General features: G+C 37.2%; 22 protein-coding genes. 13 read left to right on the top strand and 9 right to left on the bottom strand.

The features are described 5' to 3' along the window. Positions 1 to 50 precede the first annotated feature (50 nt). The gene (locus tag AC2CGN_RS20485; RefSeq protein WP_286924698.1) at positions 51 to 1,205 is read left to right on the top strand and encodes a transglutaminase domain-containing protein; all 1,155 of its coding nucleotides are present in this window, start codon (positions 51 to 53) and stop codon (positions 1,203 to 1,205) included. Positions 1,206 to 1,334: 129 nt separating this feature from the next. Then, positions 1,335 to 2,639: a transglutaminase domain-containing protein gene (locus tag AC2CGN_RS20490; protein WP_484516021.1), complete on the top strand. Its 1,305-nt coding sequence runs from the start codon at positions 1,335 to 1,337 to the stop codon at positions 2,637 to 2,639. A gap of 763 nt (positions 2,640 to 3,402) precedes the next feature. On the opposite strand, the gene AC2CGN_RS20495 is transcribed toward AC2CGN_RS20490, so the two are convergent. The 7 genes from AC2CGN_RS20495 to AC2CGN_RS20525 form a co-directional block, all read right to left on the bottom strand. Then, positions 3,403 to 4,350 carry an N-acetylglucosamine kinase gene (locus tag AC2CGN_RS20495; protein ID WP_484515924.1) on the bottom strand — a complete coding sequence of 316 codons (948 nt, stop codon included), beginning with the start codon at positions 4,348 to 4,350 and terminating at the stop codon, positions 3,403 to 3,405. Further along, positions 4,347 to 5,861 (bottom strand): argininosuccinate lyase, encoded by a 1,515-nt coding sequence (gene argH / locus AC2CGN_RS20500; protein ID WP_286924695.1) that lies wholly within the window; start codon positions 5,859 to 5,861, stop codon positions 4,347 to 4,349. Before argH ends, AC2CGN_RS20495 begins: the two co-directional genes overlap by 4 nt. Before the next feature lie 36 nt (positions 5,862 to 5,897). Continuing rightward, on the bottom strand, positions 5,898 to 7,619 hold the full coding sequence (locus tag AC2CGN_RS20505; RefSeq protein WP_484515925.1) for an ABC transporter permease: 1,722 nt from the start codon (positions 7,617 to 7,619) through the stop codon (positions 5,898 to 5,900). Positions 7,620 to 7,630: 11 nt separating this feature from the next. After that, the gene (locus tag AC2CGN_RS20510; RefSeq protein WP_286924693.1) at positions 7,631 to 8,701 is read right to left on the bottom strand and encodes an ABC transporter ATP-binding protein; all 1,071 of its coding nucleotides are present in this window, start codon (positions 8,699 to 8,701) and stop codon (positions 7,631 to 7,633) included. 155 nt (positions 8,702 to 8,856) lie between these two features. Further along, positions 8,857 to 9,948: an extracellular solute-binding protein gene (locus AC2CGN_RS20515; RefSeq protein ID WP_484516023.1), complete on the bottom strand. Its 1,092-nt coding sequence runs from the start codon at positions 9,946 to 9,948 to the stop codon at positions 8,857 to 8,859. Positions 9,949 to 10,146: 198 nt separating this feature from the next. Beyond that, entirely contained in the window at positions 10,147 to 11,073 is a 927-nt protein-coding gene (locus AC2CGN_RS20520) for an EamA family transporter (RefSeq protein ID WP_429986494.1), read from the bottom strand. 18 nt (positions 11,074 to 11,091) lie between these two features. Then, a complete protein-coding gene (locus AC2CGN_RS20525; protein ID WP_286926371.1) occupies positions 11,092 to 11,655 on the bottom strand; it encodes a GNAT family N-acetyltransferase in 564 nt (187 codons plus the stop codon). Positions 11,656 to 11,904: 249 nt separating this feature from the next. Here AC2CGN_RS20525 and AC2CGN_RS20530 point away from each other — a divergent pair, with 249 nt between their 5' ends. The 8 genes from AC2CGN_RS20530 to AC2CGN_RS20565 all read left to right on the top strand — a co-directional run bounded on the left by AC2CGN_RS20530 (position 11,905) and on the right by AC2CGN_RS20565 (position 17,060). Continuing rightward, complete coding sequence (locus AC2CGN_RS20530) at positions 11,905 to 12,852, top strand: carbohydrate kinase family protein (RefSeq protein ID WP_484515928.1); 948 nt, start codon at positions 11,905 to 11,907, stop codon at positions 12,850 to 12,852. A 19-nt stretch (positions 12,853 to 12,871) separates the two neighbouring features. Further along, positions 12,872 to 13,303, top strand: coding sequence for a protein-tyrosine phosphatase family protein (locus AC2CGN_RS20535; RefSeq protein WP_484515930.1), 432 nt, complete (start codon positions 12,872 to 12,874; stop codon positions 13,301 to 13,303). Between the two features lie 187 nt (positions 13,304 to 13,490). Next, on the top strand, positions 13,491 to 13,694 hold the full coding sequence (locus tag AC2CGN_RS20540) for a PLDc N-terminal domain-containing protein (protein ID WP_286926368.1): 204 nt from the start codon (positions 13,491 to 13,493) through the stop codon (positions 13,692 to 13,694). Beyond that, a complete protein-coding gene (locus AC2CGN_RS20545; RefSeq protein ID WP_429983626.1) occupies positions 13,691 to 14,584 on the top strand; it encodes an ABC transporter ATP-binding protein in 894 nt (297 codons plus the stop codon). The genes AC2CGN_RS20540 and AC2CGN_RS20545 overlap by 4 nt, the downstream gene beginning before the upstream one ends. Then, positions 14,581 to 15,363, top strand: coding sequence for an ABC transporter permease (locus AC2CGN_RS20550; RefSeq protein ID WP_286926366.1), 783 nt, complete (start codon positions 14,581 to 14,583; stop codon positions 15,361 to 15,363). The genes AC2CGN_RS20545 and AC2CGN_RS20550 overlap by 4 nt, the downstream gene beginning before the upstream one ends. 130 nt (positions 15,364 to 15,493) lie before the next feature. Beyond that, entirely contained in the window at positions 15,494 to 15,787 is a 294-nt protein-coding gene (locus AC2CGN_RS20555) for a hypothetical protein (RefSeq protein ID WP_484515933.1), read from the top strand. A 233-nt stretch (positions 15,788 to 16,020) separates the two neighbouring features. Then, positions 16,021 to 16,143 carry a hypothetical protein gene (locus tag AC2CGN_RS20560; protein ID WP_283870306.1) on the top strand — a complete coding sequence of 41 codons (123 nt, stop codon included), beginning with the start codon at positions 16,021 to 16,023 and terminating at the stop codon, positions 16,141 to 16,143. A 212-nt stretch (positions 16,144 to 16,355) separates the two neighbouring features. Continuing rightward, entirely contained in the window at positions 16,356 to 17,060 is a 705-nt protein-coding gene (locus tag AC2CGN_RS20565; protein ID WP_286926364.1) for a CBS domain-containing protein, read from the top strand. 18 nt (positions 17,061 to 17,078) lie between these two features. On the opposite strand, the gene AC2CGN_RS20570 is transcribed toward AC2CGN_RS20565, so the two are convergent. Beyond that, positions 17,079 to 17,798 carry a DUF421 domain-containing protein gene (locus AC2CGN_RS20570; RefSeq protein WP_429983628.1) on the bottom strand — a complete coding sequence of 240 codons (720 nt, stop codon included), beginning with the start codon at positions 17,796 to 17,798 and terminating at the stop codon, positions 17,079 to 17,081. Positions 17,799 to 17,911: 113 nt separating this feature from the next. On the opposite strand from AC2CGN_RS20570, the gene AC2CGN_RS20575 reads away from it, so the two are divergent. Then, positions 17,912 to 19,117, top strand: coding sequence for an MFS transporter (locus AC2CGN_RS20575; protein ID WP_484515936.1), 1,206 nt, complete (start codon positions 17,912 to 17,914; stop codon positions 19,115 to 19,117). Between the two features lie 68 nt (positions 19,118 to 19,185). Here AC2CGN_RS20575 and AC2CGN_RS20580 read toward each other — a convergent pair whose 3' ends face one another. Continuing rightward, positions 19,186 to 19,872: an adenine nucleotide alpha hydrolase family protein gene (locus tag AC2CGN_RS20580; protein WP_283870310.1), complete on the bottom strand. Its 687-nt coding sequence runs from the start codon at positions 19,870 to 19,872 to the stop codon at positions 19,186 to 19,188. Between the two features lie 724 nt (positions 19,873 to 20,596). Here AC2CGN_RS20580 and AC2CGN_RS20585 point away from each other — a divergent pair. Together AC2CGN_RS20585 and AC2CGN_RS20590 are read left to right on the top strand one after the other, a co-directional pair. Then, the gene (locus AC2CGN_RS20585; protein ID WP_429983631.1) at positions 20,597 to 23,008 is read left to right on the top strand and encodes a Na+/H+ antiporter subunit A; all 2,412 of its coding nucleotides are present in this window, start codon (positions 20,597 to 20,599) and stop codon (positions 23,006 to 23,008) included. Then, positions 22,998 to 23,420 carry a Na(+)/H(+) antiporter subunit B gene (locus tag AC2CGN_RS20590; protein ID WP_429983632.1) on the top strand — a complete coding sequence of 141 codons (423 nt, stop codon included), beginning with the start codon at positions 22,998 to 23,000 and terminating at the stop codon, positions 23,418 to 23,420. Before AC2CGN_RS20585 ends, AC2CGN_RS20590 begins: the two co-directional genes overlap by 11 nt. The last annotated feature ends 3 nt before the right edge of the window (positions 23,421 to 23,423 follow it).

The raw sequence follows: 23,423 nt of genomic DNA on the forward strand, positions 1-23,423 counted from the left end.
CTGTTATGCTAATTATTAAGAAGATTACCATAAATCGGAAGGTGATTGTTATGAAAAAATGGCTGATAGGTGGAGCAGCTTTATTGATGTTAAGTCCAACAGCAGCTCTTGCTCAAAATACAAATACTCATCCAGAAAATACTTCCCCAGTGATTGCTTATAATGCAGTAGCTAATTCTAAAGTAACGACTTGGGATCAATTTACAGCAGAAATCGTCAAGCAATTAAATAATTTCACACCAGAAATTAAAATTACATATAGTGGTCCAATGACTAATTTTAAAGATAAATTTATGGATGCCTATGAAAAGGCTCAGAAGCAAGCCGTCTATGCGAGTGGTCATTTGGAAAGTACCGCTATATCTGCGGATTCATCTGGTAATGTGACGTTTAAAGTCAAATATTTCACAAACCAAACACAAGAAGTAGCTGTACAAAAAAAGATTGATCAAGTATTAAAAACAATTATTAAGCCTTCTATGACAGAATTTGAAAAAGTAAAGGCCATTAATGATTATATTGTATCAAATAGTGAGTATGGTACAAAGACAAAGGCTAGTCCTCATAGTGCATATGCGCTGCTAATGGAAGGGCAGGCTGTTTGTCAAGGTTATACGCTAACGGCTTATAAAATGCTGGAGCAAGTAGGGATCGAATCGAAATATGTTGTTGGCTTTGTTAACGGCAATGAGGACCATGCATGGAATTTAGTGAAGGTCGATGGCAAATGGTATCATTTAGATACAACATGGAATGATCCATTACCAAATCGTGTAGGTGTTTCTTCATACGATTATTTTTTAGTAACAGATGCACAGCTTAAAAAAGATCATACTTGGATAACGTCAGATTATCCTGCTGCAACAAGTACAACATATAGTTATATGCAAAATGTTCATTATGCTTATCAAGATAAGAACACATTATACTTTAGCAATACAGCAGATAATGATAAATTGTATAAGCTTGATTTAGCAAGTGGTAAGAAGACTAAAATTATTGATAAGCGTGCCCTCTACATTACTGGTGCGGACGACTTTTTGTACTTCAGTGACTTCAGTAATAGCGGTTACTTAACGAAACTAAATCTAAAGACATTAAAAATGGAAGTGCTAGTAAAGCAATCCGTTTCAGATTTAAGAATTAGTGATAATCATTTAGTTTACAATATGAATAAAAAAGAACAAAAACTTAAAATAAACTAGGATTCTAAAAAACGTAAAAAATAGAACCTCTTAAAATTAAGTATCTGTAAATAAAATGTAAGCACAAAGGAGCTCTCAAGTGAGTTCTTTGTGCTTTTTTGTATATAATAAAGAGGAAGACGGTTGGAGGTGAGGATTTTGTGGAAAAAATTAGCCATTATCGTAATAATCGTTATATTTATTGACCCAATTTATACGACTGGAAAAGCAGTTGTCCAACAAGTAATTACTTGGGCAAATAATGATGAAATTGAAACAATGCTGCTCTCAACAAAGGAAAAAATTGTAGATGTCACTGCCAAATTGTCAGAGAATACCTCTATTGAAACAGCCACACCTCTAGAAGAGGAACCAGAAGCAAGGGTTGCTGTGACAGCTCCTACTGCTCCGAAGCCTGACGCAAAATTAGTAGTAACAAATGCAAAGGAAATGGCTGATGCAATGTATGCCTACTACAGTAGTTTTTCACCAACGTTTGAGATTCAATATAAAGGGAGTACACAACGAATTGAACAGATTGTGGAAGAAGCCTATGACAATGCTATAAAACGAGATGACTATGTATATGGACATATTAGCAAACACTCAATCCGGTTTGAATATGGTAGAAAAACAGCCACAATTTATGGTAAACAAAGCTATTTGATGACACCAGATCAAGCAGCATATGTGGAAACAAATATTCAAGACATAGTTGCTTCTATTCAACAAAAATCTTTAAATGATATAGAGAAGGTAAGGGCTGTTAATGACTTTATCGTTGCTAACACAGCTTATACCGATCAAACTTCTTCAAGCCCACATAGCGCATATACTGTACTGGCTGAGCATGGGGGGGTTTGTCAAGGATATGCATTGTTAGCACATTCGATGCTCCAAAAGCTAGGTATAGAAACAAAATATATAGTGGGCTATGTTGGACAGGAAGGACATGCTTGGAATTTAGTCAAGCTGGACGGCCAATGGTATCATCTTGACACAACATGGAATGACCCAGTCCCTGATCGTAAAGGAGCGGTGCGGTATCAATACTTTTTAGTGGATGATCGAACGATGGCAAAAGATCATACCTGGATTGCTGAAGACTATCCTAAAGCGACGAGTACTAAATATAACTATTTTCATAATATAGACTTTCCGGCTCAGGTAGGGCAGCAAATTTTTTATAGTGATGTTACTGATGATAATAAACTATATATGCTTGATTTGAGAACAGGTCAGTCAATGCGTATTTCAAACTCTCGAGCACAATATATCGTGTATGCAGATGGCTGGCTCTACTTTAGCAATTATTCGCATGGCGCGTATTTAACAAAAATTCGTCCTGACGGAAGTGGGGAACAGATTCTTAATAGAGAGGATACGAAGGATTTATTTGTAAAAGACGGCTATTTATATTTTACAACAGATGGATTGAAAAAAATGGCGCTCTAAATCAAAAGGCCTATGACATTATAAATTGTCATAGGCTCATGTTGTTGAAATACTATTATGTCAAGGAAATCAAGGTGACAAATTAAAAAGTATAGCCCTTTTTCAAAACGAGGGGTTGATCTCCGTTCCGACTGAGTGCTTTCCTGGGGGCGTCCGATGAGCCGCTTCACTCGCGTTCCAGGGTCTCATCTGTGACGCTGAATCCCCGAGGAGTCACTCAGTCTACACTCCAATCAACCATTGCTCATAGTATTTTCTTCTGGCATTTCACACAAATTAATAGTGATAAATTTGAAGTCTTAGCCATCACTATTTTTCGCAAAAATGGAGCTTTGATAACATTTTTCTATGTGTGCAGAGCGACAGTAATAAGTGCAATTATGTAAAGTGAAAAAGTAGTTTTATGCATAGAATGTAGGTTGACAGCTATAGAATTGTACCACTATTCTATCCATTTAATGATGGTGAGTAACATGTTTTTAATTTACTTTTGAAGGAAGAAAATATTTAAAGTTCTACACTATTGCTGATTGGAGTGCAAGGCTACTCGACTCCCGTGGGATAGTGAGACAGACGAGACCCGGCACGGAGCGTCAGCGCAGGAAGCGGCTCGTCGCTCGCCCACAGGAAGCTTTGCTCTGTGCGAAAGCGAAGCGTCAGCAACAAAGCGAGTAGCCTGGAACGGAAATCATCTTCATTTTGACTAAATATTCACAAAGGTATCCTTGACCATTTAGTTTTTCAACACTATGGGCCTATGACATTATAAATTGTCATAGGCTCTTTTTGTACGCTCTATAAGGTAATAAATGGGCTGATGTTGGCATAAGGAAACCTCAATTTGTGGATACATGGATTTCATTTCCTGAGAGAAGGTTTTAAAAATAATTGGGTTATGCTTAATAGCACCACCGTTGCAATAAAGGTTAAATGTGCCACCATTGTAGCCTATTTTTTTCAATACAGCACAAGCTAAAAGCACTAATTCATGGGCAGCTTGCATGGATATTTGAATGGCGCAAGAATCCTTTTTAGTTACTGCATCTGCCAAAAATGCGCCCATTTTTGCGAGCTGTGCATTTGTATAAGATGGATTGAACAGCCATGCAGCTAGTTCCGTAACATCTTGAATGCGTAAATAATGATAGACTGCATTTTTTAGGATGGTTGGTTCCCCGCGTCCGTCCTCCATCTTGAAAATAGCACGAATTACTTCTTGTCCTAGCCAATAGCCGCTACCTTCATCCCCTGCGCGATGTCCCCAACCACCAGCGCGTGCAATTTTAGAGCCATCAAAGGCATACGCAATGGCACCTGTGCCTGCAATAAGTAAAGCACCTGCTTGTTCAGCAGTGACCCCTAGTAAAGTAGCTTGTGCATCATTTTCAATAATAAGTGTTTCGACTTGCAATGAAGTAGAGGAGATGGCCTGCTGAACAATAGCTGATACAATTTCATGATCTTTAGGGGAATCAATCCCAGACAATGCAAAGGTCGCTACCTCAATTTTTGAATCCTCTTGTTTTTGTAAAAAATCATATACATTTGCTAGTAAGGATTGCAATACTGCTGTAGCTGATTCAGTACCAATGGCTTGATAGTTGGAGCCCTTTGTGGAATTTGAATAGTTAATTTCACCAGATTCGACATGTACGACTGCACAAGCCGTTTTAGTAGCACCACCGTCAACAATAAGGAGCCATTTCATCATTGATTCCAGTCCTCTAAAAATACAGTTAATTGTTTTTCTGCCTCAATGATTTTTGTCTCCTTTGCATGAATCCAGGCATAAAGATCTTGAGCTTTTACCTTAGATTTTTCAAGCGATGCCTTCATCGTTTCTGGTGCTGGGCCACCAGGCAATGTACGAACACCTACAAAAGTTTCTGGTTTTAAAGTATTATAAAAATCCTCTTCAGAAATATTTAACGGTTTACCAGTAATTAGCTTAGATTGTGTATTCGCTAATCCCCATGAAAGGCTTGCTAAAGATTCCTCACCGTGAGCAAGCAGTACTTTTATGCATTTGCTGACAATACTATGTGACTGACGGAAGGATATCCCCTCAGATCGTACCAGGGTATCAGCAAGCTCTGTTACGTTGGCAAAGCTATTTTCTGCTCGATTTCTTAATTTTTTCTTGTTCACATTCATTGTCACAACAAGTGAACCAAATAGTTTGTAAATACCTAGTAAACGATCAATAGCACGCCATAAATAGGGTTGCATATCATCTTCTGTGTCTACGATATCTCCAAACGGTGTATTATGTACCATTTGTAATACTGTACTAGCATCCCCAACAACCGCTGAGAGTAATGAACGAGTATGCTCAATTGAAACAGGGTTACGTTTTTGTGGCATGATGGAGCTAATTTGTACATATGGACTTGCTAGTGTAAAGGCATTGAATTCCTGCGTAGCCCACAGTAAAAAGTCCTGTGATGTACGACCAAGATTAAGCGCTGCAAGCTGTACAATGCTTGCTGCCTCAGCAATATAATCTGCACCTGCGACCGCATCCCAGGCATTTTCGATAATCTCATCGAATGCCAATAAATCACGCATACGCTCTCGACTAATTTTGAAGCCTGTCGTTGTTAGTGCTGCTGCCCCCATACTGCTGCGGTTAACTGTTTTGTAGACATGCTGCAAACGTTCGAAATCCCGTTCTAACTGATCGATAACAGCCTTCAAATAATGCGCAAAGGTTGTTGGCTGTGCCTGTTGAGTATGGGTATAGCCAATCATAATAGTATCAACATGCTCCTCTGCCGCTGCGATTAAATCATCACGTAATGTTAATAATTCACGCATAAGCAATAATAATTTCTTTCTTAATGTCATGCGATAAATGGCAATACCCATGTCATTACGACTTCTGCCAATGTGAAGATTTCCGGCAACATCACCAGCCAATTCTATCAATTTATTTTCGATACGGAAGAATAAATCCTCATATCTTGGGCTGTAATCCTCTAAGCGATAATAGTTTAAATCTAGCTTTTTAAGTGCGACACCAATTTGTTTTGCCTCTTCTTTTTTAATGAGTCCTTGTTCTTCTAGCATTTTCAAGTGTGCAATATTAATTTGTAGCATGATTGATAAAAAGTTTTTCTTTGCTTCATCATAGGCCGGTTGTAAGACAATTTTGCGATAAATATTAGAAGGGAAAATCATCCCATCTTCTTGCTGTGTTTTGTTGCGGAAATCTTCAAACATGTTCATTGTGTTCATTGCCTCCTAGTAGATGAGCAGTTAGATGGCTGAGCCAGCACTGCCCTTAGATAACTTCTCAGAAATAATCAGTACAATTAAAATTAAACAAATTTGTAAAACACCATAAGCACAGGCAGTTCCAAATTTAAAAGAATATAGTTTTTGGAATATAGCGACGGACAATGGAATAGTTGATGAACTGTAAATAAGAATGGATGCTACAAACTCACCAATGCTTTGGACAAGCGCTAATAATGTTCCTGCAAGAATTCCAGTAAAGGTAAGCGGTACTACGATTCGTCTAAACGTATACCACCAAGTGGCACCTAGGCCTCGTGATGCTTCTTCAATAGACTGATCTAATTGCACAAGTGAAGCGGATGTCGAGCGAAAGACAAGTGGTAAATGTCTAATAAAGTAAGCTAATGGCAAAATCCAGAACGTCCCAATAAGTACCTGATTAAAAGCAAAGACGTTTTCGGTACTAAAAGCGGCAATTAAGTTAACTGCAACAACAGTCCCTGGTAATGCCCATGGTACCATAATTAGTATATCAAGTAATGTTTTACCTTTGAAGTTTAATCGTATCATAGCGTAAGCAGCTGCAACCCCAAAAATTATATTACCAATCGTAGCAACAACACCCATCTGTATAGAATTCCAAATGGGTCGCCATGTGCGTTCATCTGTAAACAGTGCTACATAATGACTCATTGTGTATTCAGTTGGGAGAATTTGCGTTTTCCATGCACCATCCACGGAAAATGAAATTAATACAAGCACGAATATGGGTAAAATCAAAATTAAGGTACCAATGAACGAAGCAGCAGAGGCAGCTATTTTCATTCCCTTTGAAGATACTTCTGATCGATGGATACTGACGCCTTTGCTTAGATTTTGATAGTTTCGACGATTTTGATACCAACGCATTAGCAACAGAAAAGAGATAGACACAAAGGATAAAATCATAGATTGTGTCGCTGCCATATCTAAATTGCCATTCGTACGAGATAAATAAATTTGCATTGTCATTGTACGCTCTACACCGAACATTAATGGTGCCGTGTAGGATGCCATAGATATCATAAATACTAACAATGAAGATGCCACTATTGAGGGGGTCAGCATCGGTAATATAACCTTTGTCCATATACGGATACGTCCAGCGCCAAGGCTCGTAGCTGCTTCCTCTAAAGCTGGATCCAGCCCCTTTATAGCTGCAGAGGCAGTTAGATAGAAATAGGTATACATCGTGAACGTATGGACAACGATAACTCCCCAAATTCCCTTTAACGAAAAGGGTACCTGATCCAATCCAAATAAATGCTGGAAGGCGCGTGGAAAGATACCGCTTTCTCCATATAAAAATGTAAAGGACAACACGCCTACTAACGGTGGAAGAGCCATCGGTACTAATACTAAAATTGATAGCAGCCGTCTTCCAGGGAAATCATAACGTTCCAGTAAAAATGCCATTGTCACACCGACAATTGCACAGCATATAACACTGATGACTGAAATATATAGACTAGTCCATAATGCTTCTAAATTGGCGGGGCTAGCCAGATCAAAAAATTTTTTATAGGAGAAAAATGGATCATCACCTGAAAAACTCTGTAAAAAAGTTTGATAAAAGGGATAAACCACATAGCCAAACAATACTAAAAATAATGGCGCAATGAGGATATATACAAACCCATTAGAATACGTAATTCGTGACCATATACTTTCTTTAGGAGAGTTGATGGGCGTTTTGTTCATGTTATTCCCCCCTATTCCCCTAAAAAATACATTGCATCGTACGGAATATTTAACGTAATATCCTCACCAATCTTTTTTAATGAACCGCTTGAATTAACAATCATAACTTTTAACGAAAATTCATGAAAATCGACAATATAATTCACGCTAATTCCAGTAAATTCAACAAAAGAAATTTTACCAGTCAATGTATTGTCACCTTTATCAAGACGAATCGATTCTGGACGAATAGAGATAAACACTTTGTCTCCAATCATATGCGATGAAGTTAGAGAGCTTTGGTGCTTTCGCCCAGTGAGAACAAGTCCATTTGCTGTTTTTGCTTGTATATGCTCGTCATCAATAGCATCAATGGTTGCTTCGATTAAGTTTGTTTCACCGATAAAATTTGCAACGAAGCAGCTTAAAGGGCGATGATAAACTTCCTGAGGGGTACCAATCTGCTTGATATAGCCATTTTCCATCACCATAATGCGATCAGACATGGCCATGGCTTCCATTTGATCATGCGTCACATAAATAGTTGTAACACCAAGCTCGCTTTGAATTCGTTTTATTTCAATTCTAGTTTCCTCACGCAATTTTGCATCTAAATTCGATAAAGGTTCGTCAAGTAGTAAAATATCAGGCTCAATCACAAGAGCTCTTGCCAACGCGACCCTTTGCTGTTGCCCGCCTGATAGCTCATTGATTTTTCGGTTTCCATAGGGTTCTAGATGAACAAGCCCTCGAATTCGATCGACCTTTTGTTTAATTTCGCTTTTGGTAAGTTTTCTAACCTGTAAACCAAAGGCTATATTTTCATCAACCGTCATATGGGGAAATAGAGCATAGTTTTGAAACACCATACCGATATTCCGTTTATTGGGCTGAAGCCGAGTCACATCCTGATCATCAAATAGAATTTTTCCCGCTGTTGGGTAGTAGAAGCCGGCAATCATTCTCAACGTAGTTGTTTTACCACAGCCACTCGGACCAAGAAATGTAAAAAATTCCCCAGCTTTAATATCAAGACTTAAATTTTTTACACCATGCACCTGACCAAATTGCTTAGAGACATTCTCTATTTTGACACTTCTCAAAAAAGTGCTCCTTTCTCGCAGAAAGTTAGAATACATGAAGGCTTTCAAATAAGAAATTCTGTTATCCTTTCGGTGAGCAATAGGTGGTCATTTATACAAAAATAGCAAACTAGTGATAACACTAGTAAGCTATTTTCTATCATTAATGAGAAATGTTATTTACCACGTCCTTTAATATTATTATCCCAGTATTCCATCCACTCGGCTTCTTTTTCCGACATAAGCTGCCAATCAATATCAAAAGTTTTTAAATCTAGCTCTTGGAACCATTCAGGCATTGTTGCTTTATCGATATCAGAACGTGTAGGAATCTGATAATAATCATTAGCTAGTTGCGTAACCATACCCTTTTCAAATAGGAATTCAACGAACAGCTTTGCATTTTCTAAGTTTTTCGCATTGTTGACAACAGCTACACCATCTACTAAAATTGGTGCACCGCTTTTTGGATAAATGTAGTCAAAAGGATAATCTGTCGTATATTTTTTTAATAAAATATCTTGCAGATTCCATAACGAAACACTGCCCTCCTGACGAGTAAGCTTTAAATAAAGTGCATTTGGATCTTGTGTATATTCTTTTGTATTGGCATCTAATTGTAATAGCCAATCATAGCCCTTTTCAGGGGAATCATCACCTTGACGTACAATCATCGAGGAATAAATAGTCCGCATAGTTCCAGATGCTAAAACACCACGAATTAAAATTTTATCCTTCCATTTAGGATCTAATAAGTCATCCCAATCCTGTGGACCAGATTCTTTCGTTAATACATCACTGTTAATCATAATTACTTCGGGTAGAAGCATTTCACCAAACCAACGTCCTTCTGCATCTTTATGCGCAGTATTGATGGAATCAATAAAACTTGGTTTCCATGCATGAAGTAAATCCTCATTGGCCCCAACAATAAGCGCTGATTGTGTACCACCCCACCAGAAATCAGCCTGTGGATTTGCCTTCTCACCACGTAGGCGCTCTAAAATTTGCTGAGCCCCCATTGTCAAAAACTCTACCTCAATGTCTGGATACTTTTCATTAAATTGATCGATTACCTTCTGTACCATCTCCTCATCGCGGCCAGTATAAATAACTAACTTGCCTGATGGTGATGTTTCAACATCAGCTTTTTCAGGATTTGGCGTTTTGTCATCATTTGTAGAATTCTTGTTGTTCTCACTACTACATGCAGCTAGGACAATGAGCATTAGCACAAGGAAAAAACCGAAAATATGCGATTTTTTCATCATCTTCTCCTTTCTCCAATTGAGTAACTTGCATATAGCAGTATAATACGGAGGTAACACAATAATGTTAGAATTATTAAAAAATTCTAATTGCCCTCATCATAAACTAAATAAATATTGGTTATCAACGCCATCATTACAAAATTCGAAAAAACTCCTTAAAAAGGGCTAAACCATTTTTAAGGAGCTTCATTTAAATTATGCGTTTTTATTGTTAACTGGTTCTAAAAAAGTGTCTTTTTGTCGACGTTGGGTAAGAATTGTAGGAAGCATCATCCCGACAATGACAAGAATTATACCGAATATTTGTATAGCAGTTAATGGTTCATGTAGAACAATAACGGAAACTGTAACTGCTACAGGAAGTTCAATGGCACTTAATATGGAGGCAAGGGCCCCACCAATTTTCGGAATGGCTATTGAAAATAAATAAATTGGCAAAATAATGCCCAAAAGCCCTAAAGCTAATCCATACTTCCATAAGCCTTGAACGAATAATTTTCCATTCCATATAATTTCAGGGTTCAGGAAGATACTAATTAAAATAAGTGCAACGAAGGATACAATTAACACACGGGCAGTAGTAGTAATACCTTCCACAGGTCGTGAGTTAAATTGAATAAAGCAAGCAAAGCTAAATGCAGCAGCAAAGCCAAACAGCCACCCTTTTATTGGGATGCCACTTAGATCCACATTTAACACACCAGCAGCTAAAATGGTTCCTGCAAATAAAATAATAAGAGAAATCACTTCAGGACGACTTGGTAACCGTTTATGTAATGCACAATCCAACAGTAGACCTATCCAGGTAAATTGAAAGAGCATCACAACTGCTAAAGAAGCAGGTAGATATCTTAATGATTCCCCATAAACAATACCTGTTGTTCCAGTAAGCAGTCCTGCACAAACCAAAATAGCTAGCCCGCTTTTCGATGGCTTGGGTAATTGTCTTTGTGTTATTAAAAAAATAGTGAGGACCAGTATGAAGCCAATAATATATTGACTTGATACAGCCTCCGCTGATGTAAAGCCATGTTGCATCGCTACTTTGACAATTGTCGACAGTACTCCATAGCTACTAGAGGCAATAACAATCAGTAGAGGATATAGTAAATTAGTTTTCATATTTTTGCGATTCACTTCCTAAATTTGCTTCACCATATGATGAAAAGGTTCATCAATAATTGACCATGGTTCTGTAATGACGAAGCCTAAACGTTCATACAAACGACGTGCATTTTCTTTTTGAGTTTCAACATTTAACGATAGTTTTTTAAAGCCTCGCTGCTTTGTTAGTTCCTCTGCATATTGAAGCAGCAATGTACCAATTCCTTTACCACGAGCCTCAGATGTAACACATACTGTATCAATATAGTACTCGTCCTCGTGAGCCTCTTGATCAATGATAATAGAAGGCGCATTTTTAGCTTTCAGCCATTTTACAAGGTTAGCATCCATCTCAATAGCCTGCTCGCCATTGTAATAAACAAGAATTCCTAATACGTGTTCATCCTCAATGGCTACATAAGTATTTAAATAAGAATGTCGATTATCTTCACGCTTGAAAAGGTTTGTTAATTCTCGTTTAACAGCTTCCTCTGTCTGTTCACCAGTTAAACGATTGGCAATATCACCAATAGCATCCATTATTAATGGAACAACGGCATGGGCATCCTGTGGTTGCGCTTGTCGAATTGTTATACTCATTGTCAAAATCCCTACCTTTCTATAGGCAAGTATAACAAAGATAGAAGATGACTCAAGTTTTAAGTCAAGGATGCTCGCATTCCTATTTTTCAGAAAACTTTAACTTCCTTCAGCGTTATGTCGAGGCATAATTGATACATAAGCCCATCACTATGGAGGATTAAGGAAAGGCATCCTCATGAAGTTTCACTTTATGCGACAACTATTTTCATGTTAATCTATAATGAATAGACTTTTGGGAGGACAACAATGACAAAGGATGAGAAGGATTTTATATTAGTCTATGGAGATGCTTTTATTGACTATATTGCTGATGATGTAACAAATACATCTTTTACTAAATATATGGGTGGGGCGACTGTAAATGTGGCAGCGGGTATTAGCCGTATTGGTGCGCCATCTGCATTAATTACCATTACAGGGGATGACGAGGGCTCACAATTTGTGAGAGATGGACTTGCACAAGAAGGGGTGACTCTGGATTATGCAGTTTTTAACCCTGCAAAACGTGTAAGTGGTGTCTATGTACATTTAACTGAAGCATGTGAGCGAATTTTTAAAGATTATGTCGATGAGACGCCAGATTTACAAGTAGAAGCGTCTCAATTGAATGAAGAAGCTTTTAAACATGCCTCCGCGTTAACTGTTTGCTCAGGTACGATGTTCCATCCCACAGCACTTGAAACAACACGTGCTGCAGTTGATATGGCTAAAGAAAAAGGGGCTATTATTGCGATGGATGCGAATATAAGACCTCTACGCTGGAGCAGTGAGGAAATCTGCCGTGAAACAGTCACATCTTTTTTTGAACAGGTAGATATTTTAAAGGTCACAGATGATGAACTTTTCTTCCTTACAGAGACAACAAGTTTAGCACAGGGAATTGAGTATTTAAACAGCTACCTAGTGCCAATTATTTTAGTAACTGTTGGTGAAAACGGGACATATGCGGTATTAAATGGTGAGACGATTTATGTACCAACAGAGAAGGTAGTACCAGTGGATACTACAGGTGCTGGGGATGCCTTTATGGCTGGTGTATTACGTGATGTTCATTACAATGGCTTACCTACAACAGAAGAGGAACTAATTCGTTGTGTAAGCTTTGGCAATAAGCTAGGTGCTTTAGCGGCAACAAAAGCGGGGGCTTTAACAGCTCTTCCTTATTATGATGATATTAAGCATTTGCTTAAATAATCATGTGAAGGGTCTATAAATGGAGAAGAACTATGATGTGTTAGTGAAGGATCGATTATTTTTCGGTGGGGCAAAGGATGCTGAAGCGGCTTTTGAGCATGAGTCCGTTGATATTGTAATAGATGTTCGGGTAAATGGCCTTACCCCAGAAGAACAGAATGAGTCTGCATATCTGTACAAGCATTTACCGATAGCTGATGATGATTTAGAGGTAGCACCATCTATAAAAAAGGTAGCCGATGAAATCATTTCTTCCTATGAGAATGGACAGAAGGTATACTTTCATTGTGGAAGTGGCGGTGGACGAGCAGGTGTTGCAGCCACAGCAGTATTGATGGAGCTTGGATTTGCAAGCTCTCTAGAGGTGGCTGAAGCGGCTGTAAAGGAGGCACGACCACAAGTAACAATCCGTCCAAAAATGGCGGATGCTTTGCGGAAACTATATAAATAATGATCAGAGGAGTACCATAAAGTATTTTGGTACTTCTTTTTTATTTCTATAAAACGGTCCTTTTTAGCAAAAACATAACTAAATAGATTGGCATTTTCTTATAATGGTGTTTCCTTAATTTTGTTCTATACATATTAGAACAAAATTTGTTATAGTAGTGGTATAACAACAAATTGAGGTGATCAGTATGATAGAGCAGTTAGGGAATATTCCATGGGCAATCATAGCACCACTAATCATCGTACAATTAATTTTAATGATTGTAGCTCTATTTGACTTACGAAAAATTCACGCAACGAATGGTCCTAAGATTTTATGGGTTTTTATAATTGTTTTTGTTAATCTACTTGGACCCATTGCATACTTTATTGTTGGGAGAAAACAAACATGACAATATTGCTTAAAGTAACAGGTCTGACTAAGCAATTTGCAGAAAAAGTTGTAGTGGATGATATTGATTTCACACTAGAAGAAAATACATCAACAGCTTTGATTGGACCGAATGGTGCAGGGAAAACAACAACTTTATCAATGTTAACCGGCCTATTAAAGCCAACTTTTGGAAGTGTAAAGTTGCAGAATGGTGAGGTAAGAGACAACATTGGTTTTTTACCACAATATCCACAATTTCATCCTTGGCTAAGTGCGATAGAGTTTACAGAAATGGCTGCAAAATTAAATGGAGTCCCCGCTAAAAGCGCTAAAAAAGATGCACAAAAAACGCTTGAATTTGTAGGGTTGGGTAATGACTTAAATAAGAAAATTGCTACATTTTCAGGTGGTATGAAGCAACGTCTTGGCATTTCTCAGGCAATTGTGCATAAGCCTAAATTACTGTTATTAGATGAGCCTGTTTCTGCCTTAGATCCAGTAGGACGAAGGGAAGTTCTTGATTTATTAAAGGGCTTACAGCAAGAAACGACTATTTTATATTCCACACATATTTTAAATGATGCAGAGGAAATGACAGATCAGCTATTATTTTTACGTGATGGCAAATTAGTAGAGCAAGGAACATTGCGAGAGGTACGCCAGCGCTTTGATGAGCTCCATTATGTCATAGAATTTAGCTCCGAAGAAGAGGCAAAACATTTTACTGAGCAATATGAGCTGAAAGGCAAAATCAAGGGATGTTTTGTATATATAGAAATTATTGATGAGAAGCCAAGTATGCAGCAGTTACTGCAATATTTAAGTAATGCCCCTTATAAAATCAGAAAAGTGGAAAGACAAACGGCATCACTTGAAGAAATTTTTATGAAGGTGGCGAAAAGAATATGAGAGGATTTAACGTACTTCTGCAAAAGGAATTTAGAGAAGCCTGGCGAAGCAGGAAGTTTTTATGGATACCTCTTGTATTCGCATTACTAGGTATGAGTGATCCACTGACAAACTATTATATGATGGATATTTTAAATGCTGTTGGAAATGTACCAGAAGGATTTGAAATGTTACTGCCAGAGTTAATGCCTGCCGATTTACTACAAGCTTCTATTGGACAGTTTCAAACAATAGGGTTACTAGTGATAATGGCTACTTTTGTTGGAGCAATTAGTAAGGAGCGCGCAAATGGAATGGCGACGCTCTTATATGTACGTCCAATTTCATTTGCTGCATATTTTCTAAGCAAGCTTACGGTTTTAAGTGTTATAGGTTTGGTTAGTATTATAGCAGGCTTTACAGGTAGTGTTTATTACACAGTCATTTTATATGGATCATTTGATATAGCAACACTTCTAGCAAGCTTTTGTACTTATTATGTTTGGCTGGTATTTGTACTAGCGGTCACACTTCTAATGAGTGCAGCCTTTAAAACAACTATTGCCACAGCATTTACGTTCATTGTGATTTTTGTTGGACAGATTATAGATGCATTGGTGGGCTCATTTTGGACTATATCACCGTGGAAAATTCCGGGATATGGTGTACAGCTTATCCGTGGTACGATGGAAATGTCGGATTATTGGTGGAGTATATTAATTACGGTTATACTACTTATAGCTTGTATCGTTTTAGGAATATGGACCATGAAGAAAAATGCTGCAATGACAAAGATTTAGAGCAATTTAAAAAAGGGTGACATGGCTAGCAAAATAAAGTGCTAGTCCTTTTTTGTTGTATAGTATATAGTTTTTTAATGGATTTAAAAATACATATTGATGCACAGCTTGAATGAAAGGGAGGTGTGAGATGGCATCCATTATCTATTATATAGTACAGCTGGGGAACAGCTATTATCACGGGTCAGATGAAGATTCTATGCTTACTACAGATGAAGAGCAGGCATTTGCTTTTACGTATAGTGAGGCCGCGGAGCAATTTGCCACCAAGGTTAATGGAACTGTTCTGACAAGAGAAGTCAGCTATGAAGAACTAGAGGAACTCTCAGCAGATCATTGGACAGAATATGATGCACTGCCAAAAGATGAACGAGACATCATTGAATCCTTTTGCAGCAACCTTAAACTAGGCAAGGATGAATAAATTTCAGGTTATTCAATCATTTTATCCCTTCAAATAAAGTAAATTCACAAACTGTTCAATGAAAGCGTTTTGAATGTGAACAGTTTGTGAAACCCCTCACATAACACTTTTCTTTTAAAAAAATCGGAGTAGAATAGGAATCAAGTTAGAAGTTGTTATAAAACAGTTAGATAAAAATATTACCAATAGCTTAATTGTTATAATACAAAAACAAATTGATGGGGGATTTTACTATGTGGGTTATTACAGTATTTGAGCAAAAAGATGTTCGTATTTTTGAATATACAAACAAGAAGGAAGCTACACAAGCACTTCAGCATTTTAAGAAAAACGCAGTATTGTCTTATACAAAATAATCTTAACCCTTAGCTATCTTAAAACGTAGCTAAGGGTTTTGTTCTTTTATACAAACAACAACAGGAACTATTCATTTCTATCTTCTTTCATCACTTCACCTGTACCTTTTCTTGGAATCTTAGTCATTTAGGCATATAATGTAGCTATAACTCGAAATTTGTCAAATAACTCGGAAAATATGAAAACTAACATGTGAAAGAAGGTTAGTAAATTGACAATACAAAATTCCGATCGTTTTCTTACAGCATTTAATCGAATAGATCATAGGTTAAGAGATATTGTAGGTGCCAAAGATTTCATGCCCTTTTACCGACTGATTGATCAGGCAAAGAAGAAGGATGTACTAGTGCGGAAATACGAAGATGATTTGAGGTCCTATGCAGACCTGAGAAATGCCATTGTACATCATCGAACGTCGATGGAATTTGTGATAGCTGAGCCTCATCTTGATGTAGTTGAAAGAATTGAGCATATTGATTCAACCATCGCCAAGCCTACATTGGTCGGACAAATGTTTCGAAAAAAAGTGCTCGCTTTTCAGGAAAGAGATTCCTTAAGGCATGTGTTGAAGGTTATTCGTCAACGTAAATTCACACAGTTTCCTGTATACCATAAAGATCAATTTAAAGGATTAGTGACGACAGTTGGCATTACTAATTGGCTAGCTACGATGATGGGAGGCAATCAAATTCCAAAGCAGATTCCAACCCTACATGATATTTTAATGCATGAAAAAAACCGAGTGAATTACAAATTTGTGAGTAGATACATAACGATTTATGAGGCTGAAGATATTTTTAAGCAAGGTGTGGAACGTGGTCGACGATTTGAGGCATTGTTAATAACTGAGCATGGGAAGCCGCAGCAAAAGCTAATTGGAATTATTACACCTTTAGATATTGTGAAAATTGATTAAGCAAGACGATTCAAGCTGTTAAGGGCTTGATCGTCTTGCTTTATCCTTCAGACTGATATATAACGAACCATTTGCTTGAACTTGAGCAAAATAGACATCTTCAACGGATTGGACATTCTGCTTTTTCAGCTTTTTCATTAGCCAGTCTTCTGTTAATTCAAGTTCAACTAGGTTTTCATAAATAAGCTGTCCATCTGAAACCACTTCTGTTGGAATATAACTTGGCGGGGTAACATCGGCCTTCACATCCTGCTTAGTTGCTGGTTGTTCGGCTGGCTTTGGAAGCACACTCAATTTACCAGTAGTTTCAAGCAACGCATATTGAACATCTTGAACGGAGAAAACAGCCTGTTCTCGAAGCATCATTGTTAGCTCATCCATATGCAATCGATTTTTCTTTAAGGCAGATTCTAAAATAAGACCGTTTTGAATAACAATGGTTGGTTTGTCATCTATCAATACTCGAGCCTTTTTAGATTTAATAGTAATAATCGTCATTAAATAGGTTAACACACTCCACCAAATTAATGCGATAAGACCATCTGTAAAGGGCGTCTCTGCCTGTGCTGCTATTTCAGAGGCAATCGAACCAAATGTAATACCTGTTGTATAATGGAAGAATGTGAGCTGTCCAAGCTGCTTTTTCCCAAGAATACGAGCTAAAATGAGTAATGCAAAAAAGGAAAGTGTAGCTCTTAGAATCATTTCCCAAAAATTAACTTCAAAAAAATCGTCCATATTCATCAACTCCTTACACTGCTATCGGTAATTAGCTTGTGCAAAAAGGCCAAGAGTATGCGATAATCATTTATTATCGTAATTTGAGAAAATTTAGAAAGTGGGTGTGCAGCATGAACAATTCAGTAGAAAAAATAAATAATCCAATCTATCCAATTATGATTGCAATAGCTGTTGCCCATCTTATTAATGACACGATGCAGGCGGTTATACCAGCAATGTTCCCAATATTCAAGAGTGATTTAGGTTTAACCTTTACACAAATTGGACTTATTTCATTTGTTTTAAATATATTCGCCTCCGCCTTACAGCCCGTGGTAGGTTTTGTTAGTGATAAAAAGCCAATGCCCTATGCTTTGCCAATTGGTATGATAAGTTCATTCATAGGTATTGCTATCATTGCGTTTACAACCCAATATTGGGTAATTCTTATAGCTGTATTATTTTTAGGCTTCGGCTCTGCTATATTTCACCCAGAAGGCTCTCGTGTTTCATTTATGGCAGCAGGCTCTAAAAGAGGGCTAGCACAATCGATTTATCAAGTGGGTGGGAACTCAGGTCAAGCGTTGGCACCATTAATTAGTGCCTATATTTTTAGTGTTTTTGGTCAACGTGGTGCCGCAATGGTATTAGTTGTAGCAGCTATTGGTATCGTTGTATTAAGTAAAATTGCTACATGGTATAAAAAGAGGTTAGAGCAGGAACGTTTAGCAAAGAAAAAGCGTGTATTAGTATCCTCCTTACCACCATTAACAAAAAATCAAGTAGTTATTGCACTGACTTTATTATTTACTATTATTTTTGCACGATCATTTTATACAACCAATATTACAAGTTTTTATGTATTTTATTTGATGGATCATTATGATGTTAGCCTTCGACTCGGGCAAATTCTTATTTTCAGCTTTATGGCATTTGGTGTTGTAGGAACATTTTTCGGTGGTTCATTATCCGATCGAATTGGTAGAAAGAATGTGATACTGTTATCTGTTGTTGTACCGATGCCGTTTTGTCTGGTACTTCCATATGTTCCATTATGGGCAGCTATGATATTCCTAGTGATTATTGGTACACTTATTATGATTAGCTTTTCGGTGACAGTTGTATACGCACAAGAGCTAGTCCCATCAAAAATTGGTACAATGGCTGGCTTAACAACGGGCTTTGCTTTCGGTATGGGAGCAATCGGAGCGATGGTCATTGGTGTTTTAATGGATCATAAGGGAATAGATTTTACGATGATGGTCGTTTCCCTTTTACCATTATTGTTATTAGTAGCCTTTTTCTTACCAAAGGATAAACCTTCATCAGCAGTATAAAAAATTAAACGCGTCTCAAAATTTTAAAAGAACCTGCGAAGGACATTTAAAATTTGAGAACGCGTTTTTTATTGACGTAATGGTGATAAAAACTCTGCTGGTAGATTTTCTTTATCTATAACGTAGCCCTCTGATATATGAACTTCATGCATTTTATCGTTATAGGTAAATTTAAAAATGCCATTGTCAAAGTCGGTGCCAATTTCTTTAAAGAAAATGCCCTCAATCGATACATATTTCGGACATGTAAATCCTACTTTAAAGCTCTCATGCTCTTTAATCAAATAAGCGCGTACACCTTTCTCATATATGTCATTTGCATCATCATCTGTTGGACGCTGAACAGCAACAATATGGAAATCGACAAAGGGAACCTCTTTTAACAATACGTTTAAGAATGAGCCTTTTGTAATCTCTTCCCAACGACTTTGCGCACTTTGACCTACAATTATTTGTGATATTCCAAAATTCTTTGCTACCTCTGCGATAACTTTTTGTATAGGGCGTTTTTCATCATCTAATAAAATGAATTTTTCAACATCTAGCTCATCCGATAGCTTTTTCCATTGCTCTATGTAGCTAGATTTTTCTGCATCAAATGCGTCAAGGGGCTGTGAGTCTACCGAAAGAATATAGAGCGGGCAATCTAACATTGTAGCCATTTTATGTCCACGGCGTATTAAGCGTTCCCCATTAAGACCGTAATAAACACAAACTAAAATACTTTCGTCTAAACGCCCTTTCACATGCTTCATAAAAAATGACACCTCTTATCTTGTTGTTATTTTGTTATTTCCACTGTCTATTTCGAAAAAATTATCCTAAAACAGCTAAAATTGATGCTGTTACAGTGCATTATGCTCATTTATATTGTATACTTAAAAATGTATAAAAGTTAATGACAATATATCGAGAAATCCTTGAGAAATTAGGTTTATTTCTATAACTCACACATATTTTATTTATGCATTTTGCGCATGTAAACGAATTGTCTCTATATGCCACACTATTATGCAGTGAGTTAAATAGATAGTCAAGTCTCTTGGCATTCCTTAGTAAGATTGCGTTTAATTTTAATAAGCTTTCAATTTTAAAAGTACTTTAGTTACCAATTCTAAGTCCCTCTAGTTTTTTCTTACAGCACTATTATAAAAAGCTTACTGACTCATAAATTAAGTTGCAATAAAAATCCTTTTATCTCACTTTTAATTCATCATACATGATATCTTCTAAAACCCCTTAAGGATTATTCGAAGGAATTTCTGATATATTTGTTTAGCTTTACTATATTCATATTGGTTTTTTTTCGGTAGGTAATGAGTACTAGCTGAAATAAATAAAGTGTCCTCAACAACGTAGTTAATTTTGATTGCTATGAAATAAAGCATACTATCTTCATTAGATTTGGGAATACTTTATTGGGATCATTAAAATCAAACAACTGTCTGTAGGGCGAAATCGAAAGTAGGAGGTTTTCATTTGGTTACAGTTCTTATTGCGATACTTTTTCCATTTGTCTGCGCTGCGCTTATTCCACTTCTTTATAGGCGACTAAGGCGTGTTACACATCTTGGCTGGTTTGTGTTAGCCGTTCCATTCATCTTGTTTCTTTTACTCGCTCGCTATATTCCTCAAATTGCCGAGGGTAAAACGTTTATTCATACATATGAGTGGATTCCCTCTTTTAATATAAATTTCACAACGTACCTAGACGGTCTCAGTATGATATTTGGCTTACTGATTACTGGTGTAGGTAGTTTGGTTATTTTATATTCTATTTTTTATTTATCAACGAAAGAATCTCTTCATCATTTTTACTGCTATCTTTTACTATTCATGGGCGCTATGCTTGGCGTCGTTTTTTCAGATAATTTAATGGTATTATACACGTTTTGGGAATTAACGAGCGTGTCCTCATTTTTATTAATAGCATTTTGGCATCATCGAAAGGCATCTCGAGCTGGTGCGAGAAAAGCCATGACGATTACAGTTTTTGGTGGACTATCTATGCTTGCTGGTTTTTTAATGCTTTTTGTGGCATCAGGATCATTTAGTATTCGTGAGATTATAGCTAATGTAGAAGTAATACGTGATCATACACTATTTACGCCGGCATTAATCCTTATATTAATTGGTGCTTTTACAAAGTCAGCACAATTCCCATTCCATATTTGGCTACCTGATGCAATGGAGGCACCCACTCCAGTCAGTGCTTACTTACACTCCGCAACTATGGTAAAGGCTGGAATCTATTTAGTTGCACGTTTTTCCCCTGTTTTTGGCGGCGAGGCCATTTGGTTCTGGCTTGTTAGTGTGATTGGTCTTGCAACTTTATTCTGGGGTTCATTTAATGCGGTACGCCAAACAGATTTAAAAGCATTATTAGCATTTTCAACAATAAGTCAACTTGGCTTGATTATGAGTTTATTTGGACTAGGATCGGTTGGTCATTATTACGGCTATGCTGAAAATACTATTCTTTATACGCAGGCAAGTTTTGCGGCATTATTTCATCTTGTGAATCACTCTACTTTTAAAGGCGCGTTATTTATGATGGTCGGTATTGTCGATCATGAAGTAGGTACCCGTGATATACGCCGTCTAGGTGGCTTAATGGCATTGATGCCTGTAACGTTTACAATTGCCGTAATTGGTGGTTTTTCGATGGCTGGATTACCACCGTTTAATGGTTTTTTAAGTAAAGAAATGTTTTTTGCTGCAATGCTAGCTATTCGTAATGTAGAAGCCTTTTCAATCACTGATGTAGGGCTATTATTTCCGATTATCGCATGGGTGGCGAGCATATTTACATTTGTCTACAGCTTTATTTTAATAAGCCGTACATTCTTTGGAAAATTACAGCCGGATAAAATAGATAAAAAACCACATGAAGCGCCAATTGGTATGCTAATTTCGCCAATTATCCTAAGCATCCTGGTAGTGGGAATCTTTTTCTTTCCGAATATGCTAGGACATTATATTTTAGAGCCTGCAATGGCAAGTATATATCCAACTTTCCCATCGACAAGTGAGCTTACACCGCATATTCATGCTTGGCATGGCATTAATGCAGAGTTGTTAATGACACTAGGAGTTATCATTATTGGGGCTATTTTATTTAAAACGTTAAAAAGTTGGAAGCCCTTATATCGAATATTCTCACAAAAGTATACATTTAATACGTATTACAATCGTCTTATTGAAATGAGTGAAAATGGTTCAGCAAAGCTAACTAATCGCTATATGACAGGTCATTTAACTCATTATTTTATCTATATATATGTATTTTTTGTTGCGCTTATTGCTGGCTACTTTATTTGGTCAGATGCTATTGTATTTGATTTTGCTAAGGATTCCACTGTTGAGTCCTATGAGTTAATTCTAGTGTTTGTAATGGTGTTCGCTGCGATATGGATGATTTTTGCAAAGGGTCGTGTCACAGCCATGTTATTAAATGGTGTACTTGGTTATTCAATTGCCTTTTTCTTTGTTATTTTCCGTGCTCCTGATTTAGCCTTGACGCAATTAGTTGTCGAATCTGTAACGACTGCTTTATTTCTTCTATGTTTTAAATATTTACCTGATTTAATGCCAGAATCAGCCCATAAAAAGATCCAATGGTCAAATGCCACTATATCTATTTTAGTTGGTGCTACCGTTACATTGATAGGCTTAGCTGTAGTTCATTTTGATCGCTTTGAGCCTGTTTCTACTTACTTCAATGATGCCTATGAGCTTGCAGGAGGCTCAAATATTGTAAATACGATACTGGGTGATTTCCGTGCATTTGATACGATGCTAGAGGTTGTCGTTCTTCTAATTGCTGGCTTAGGCGTGTATACACTTACGAAGCTCAAGCCACGAAAGGAGAAGACTGACCATGAAAATTAATGACGTTATTTTACGTACTGTAACGAAAGCAGTCGTATTCATTATTTTAACCTTAGGCGTTTATTTGTTCTTTGCAGGGCATCACGCTCCAGGTGGAGGCTTTATAGGTGGTCTTGTACTTGCATCGGGTATTGTTCTGTTGTATTTAGCCTATGATATAGAAACCGTGCATAAAGGAATGCCATTTGATTTTAAAAAAATGGCAGCGTTAGGAGTATTGCTTGCTACGGGAACAGCTATCGGATCACTATTTTTTGATGTCCCATTTTTAACACAGGCACATACCTATATTGAGGTTCCGATATTTGGGAAAATGGGCTTTTCGACTGTCACCATTTTTGAGGCTGGTGTAGCGTTAACCGTCGTAGGTGTTGTAGTGACAATTATTTTAAGTATAAGTGAGGATGAGTAGCCA

It is taken from the genome of Lysinibacillus sp. DFXJR4 (assembly GCF_057196045.1).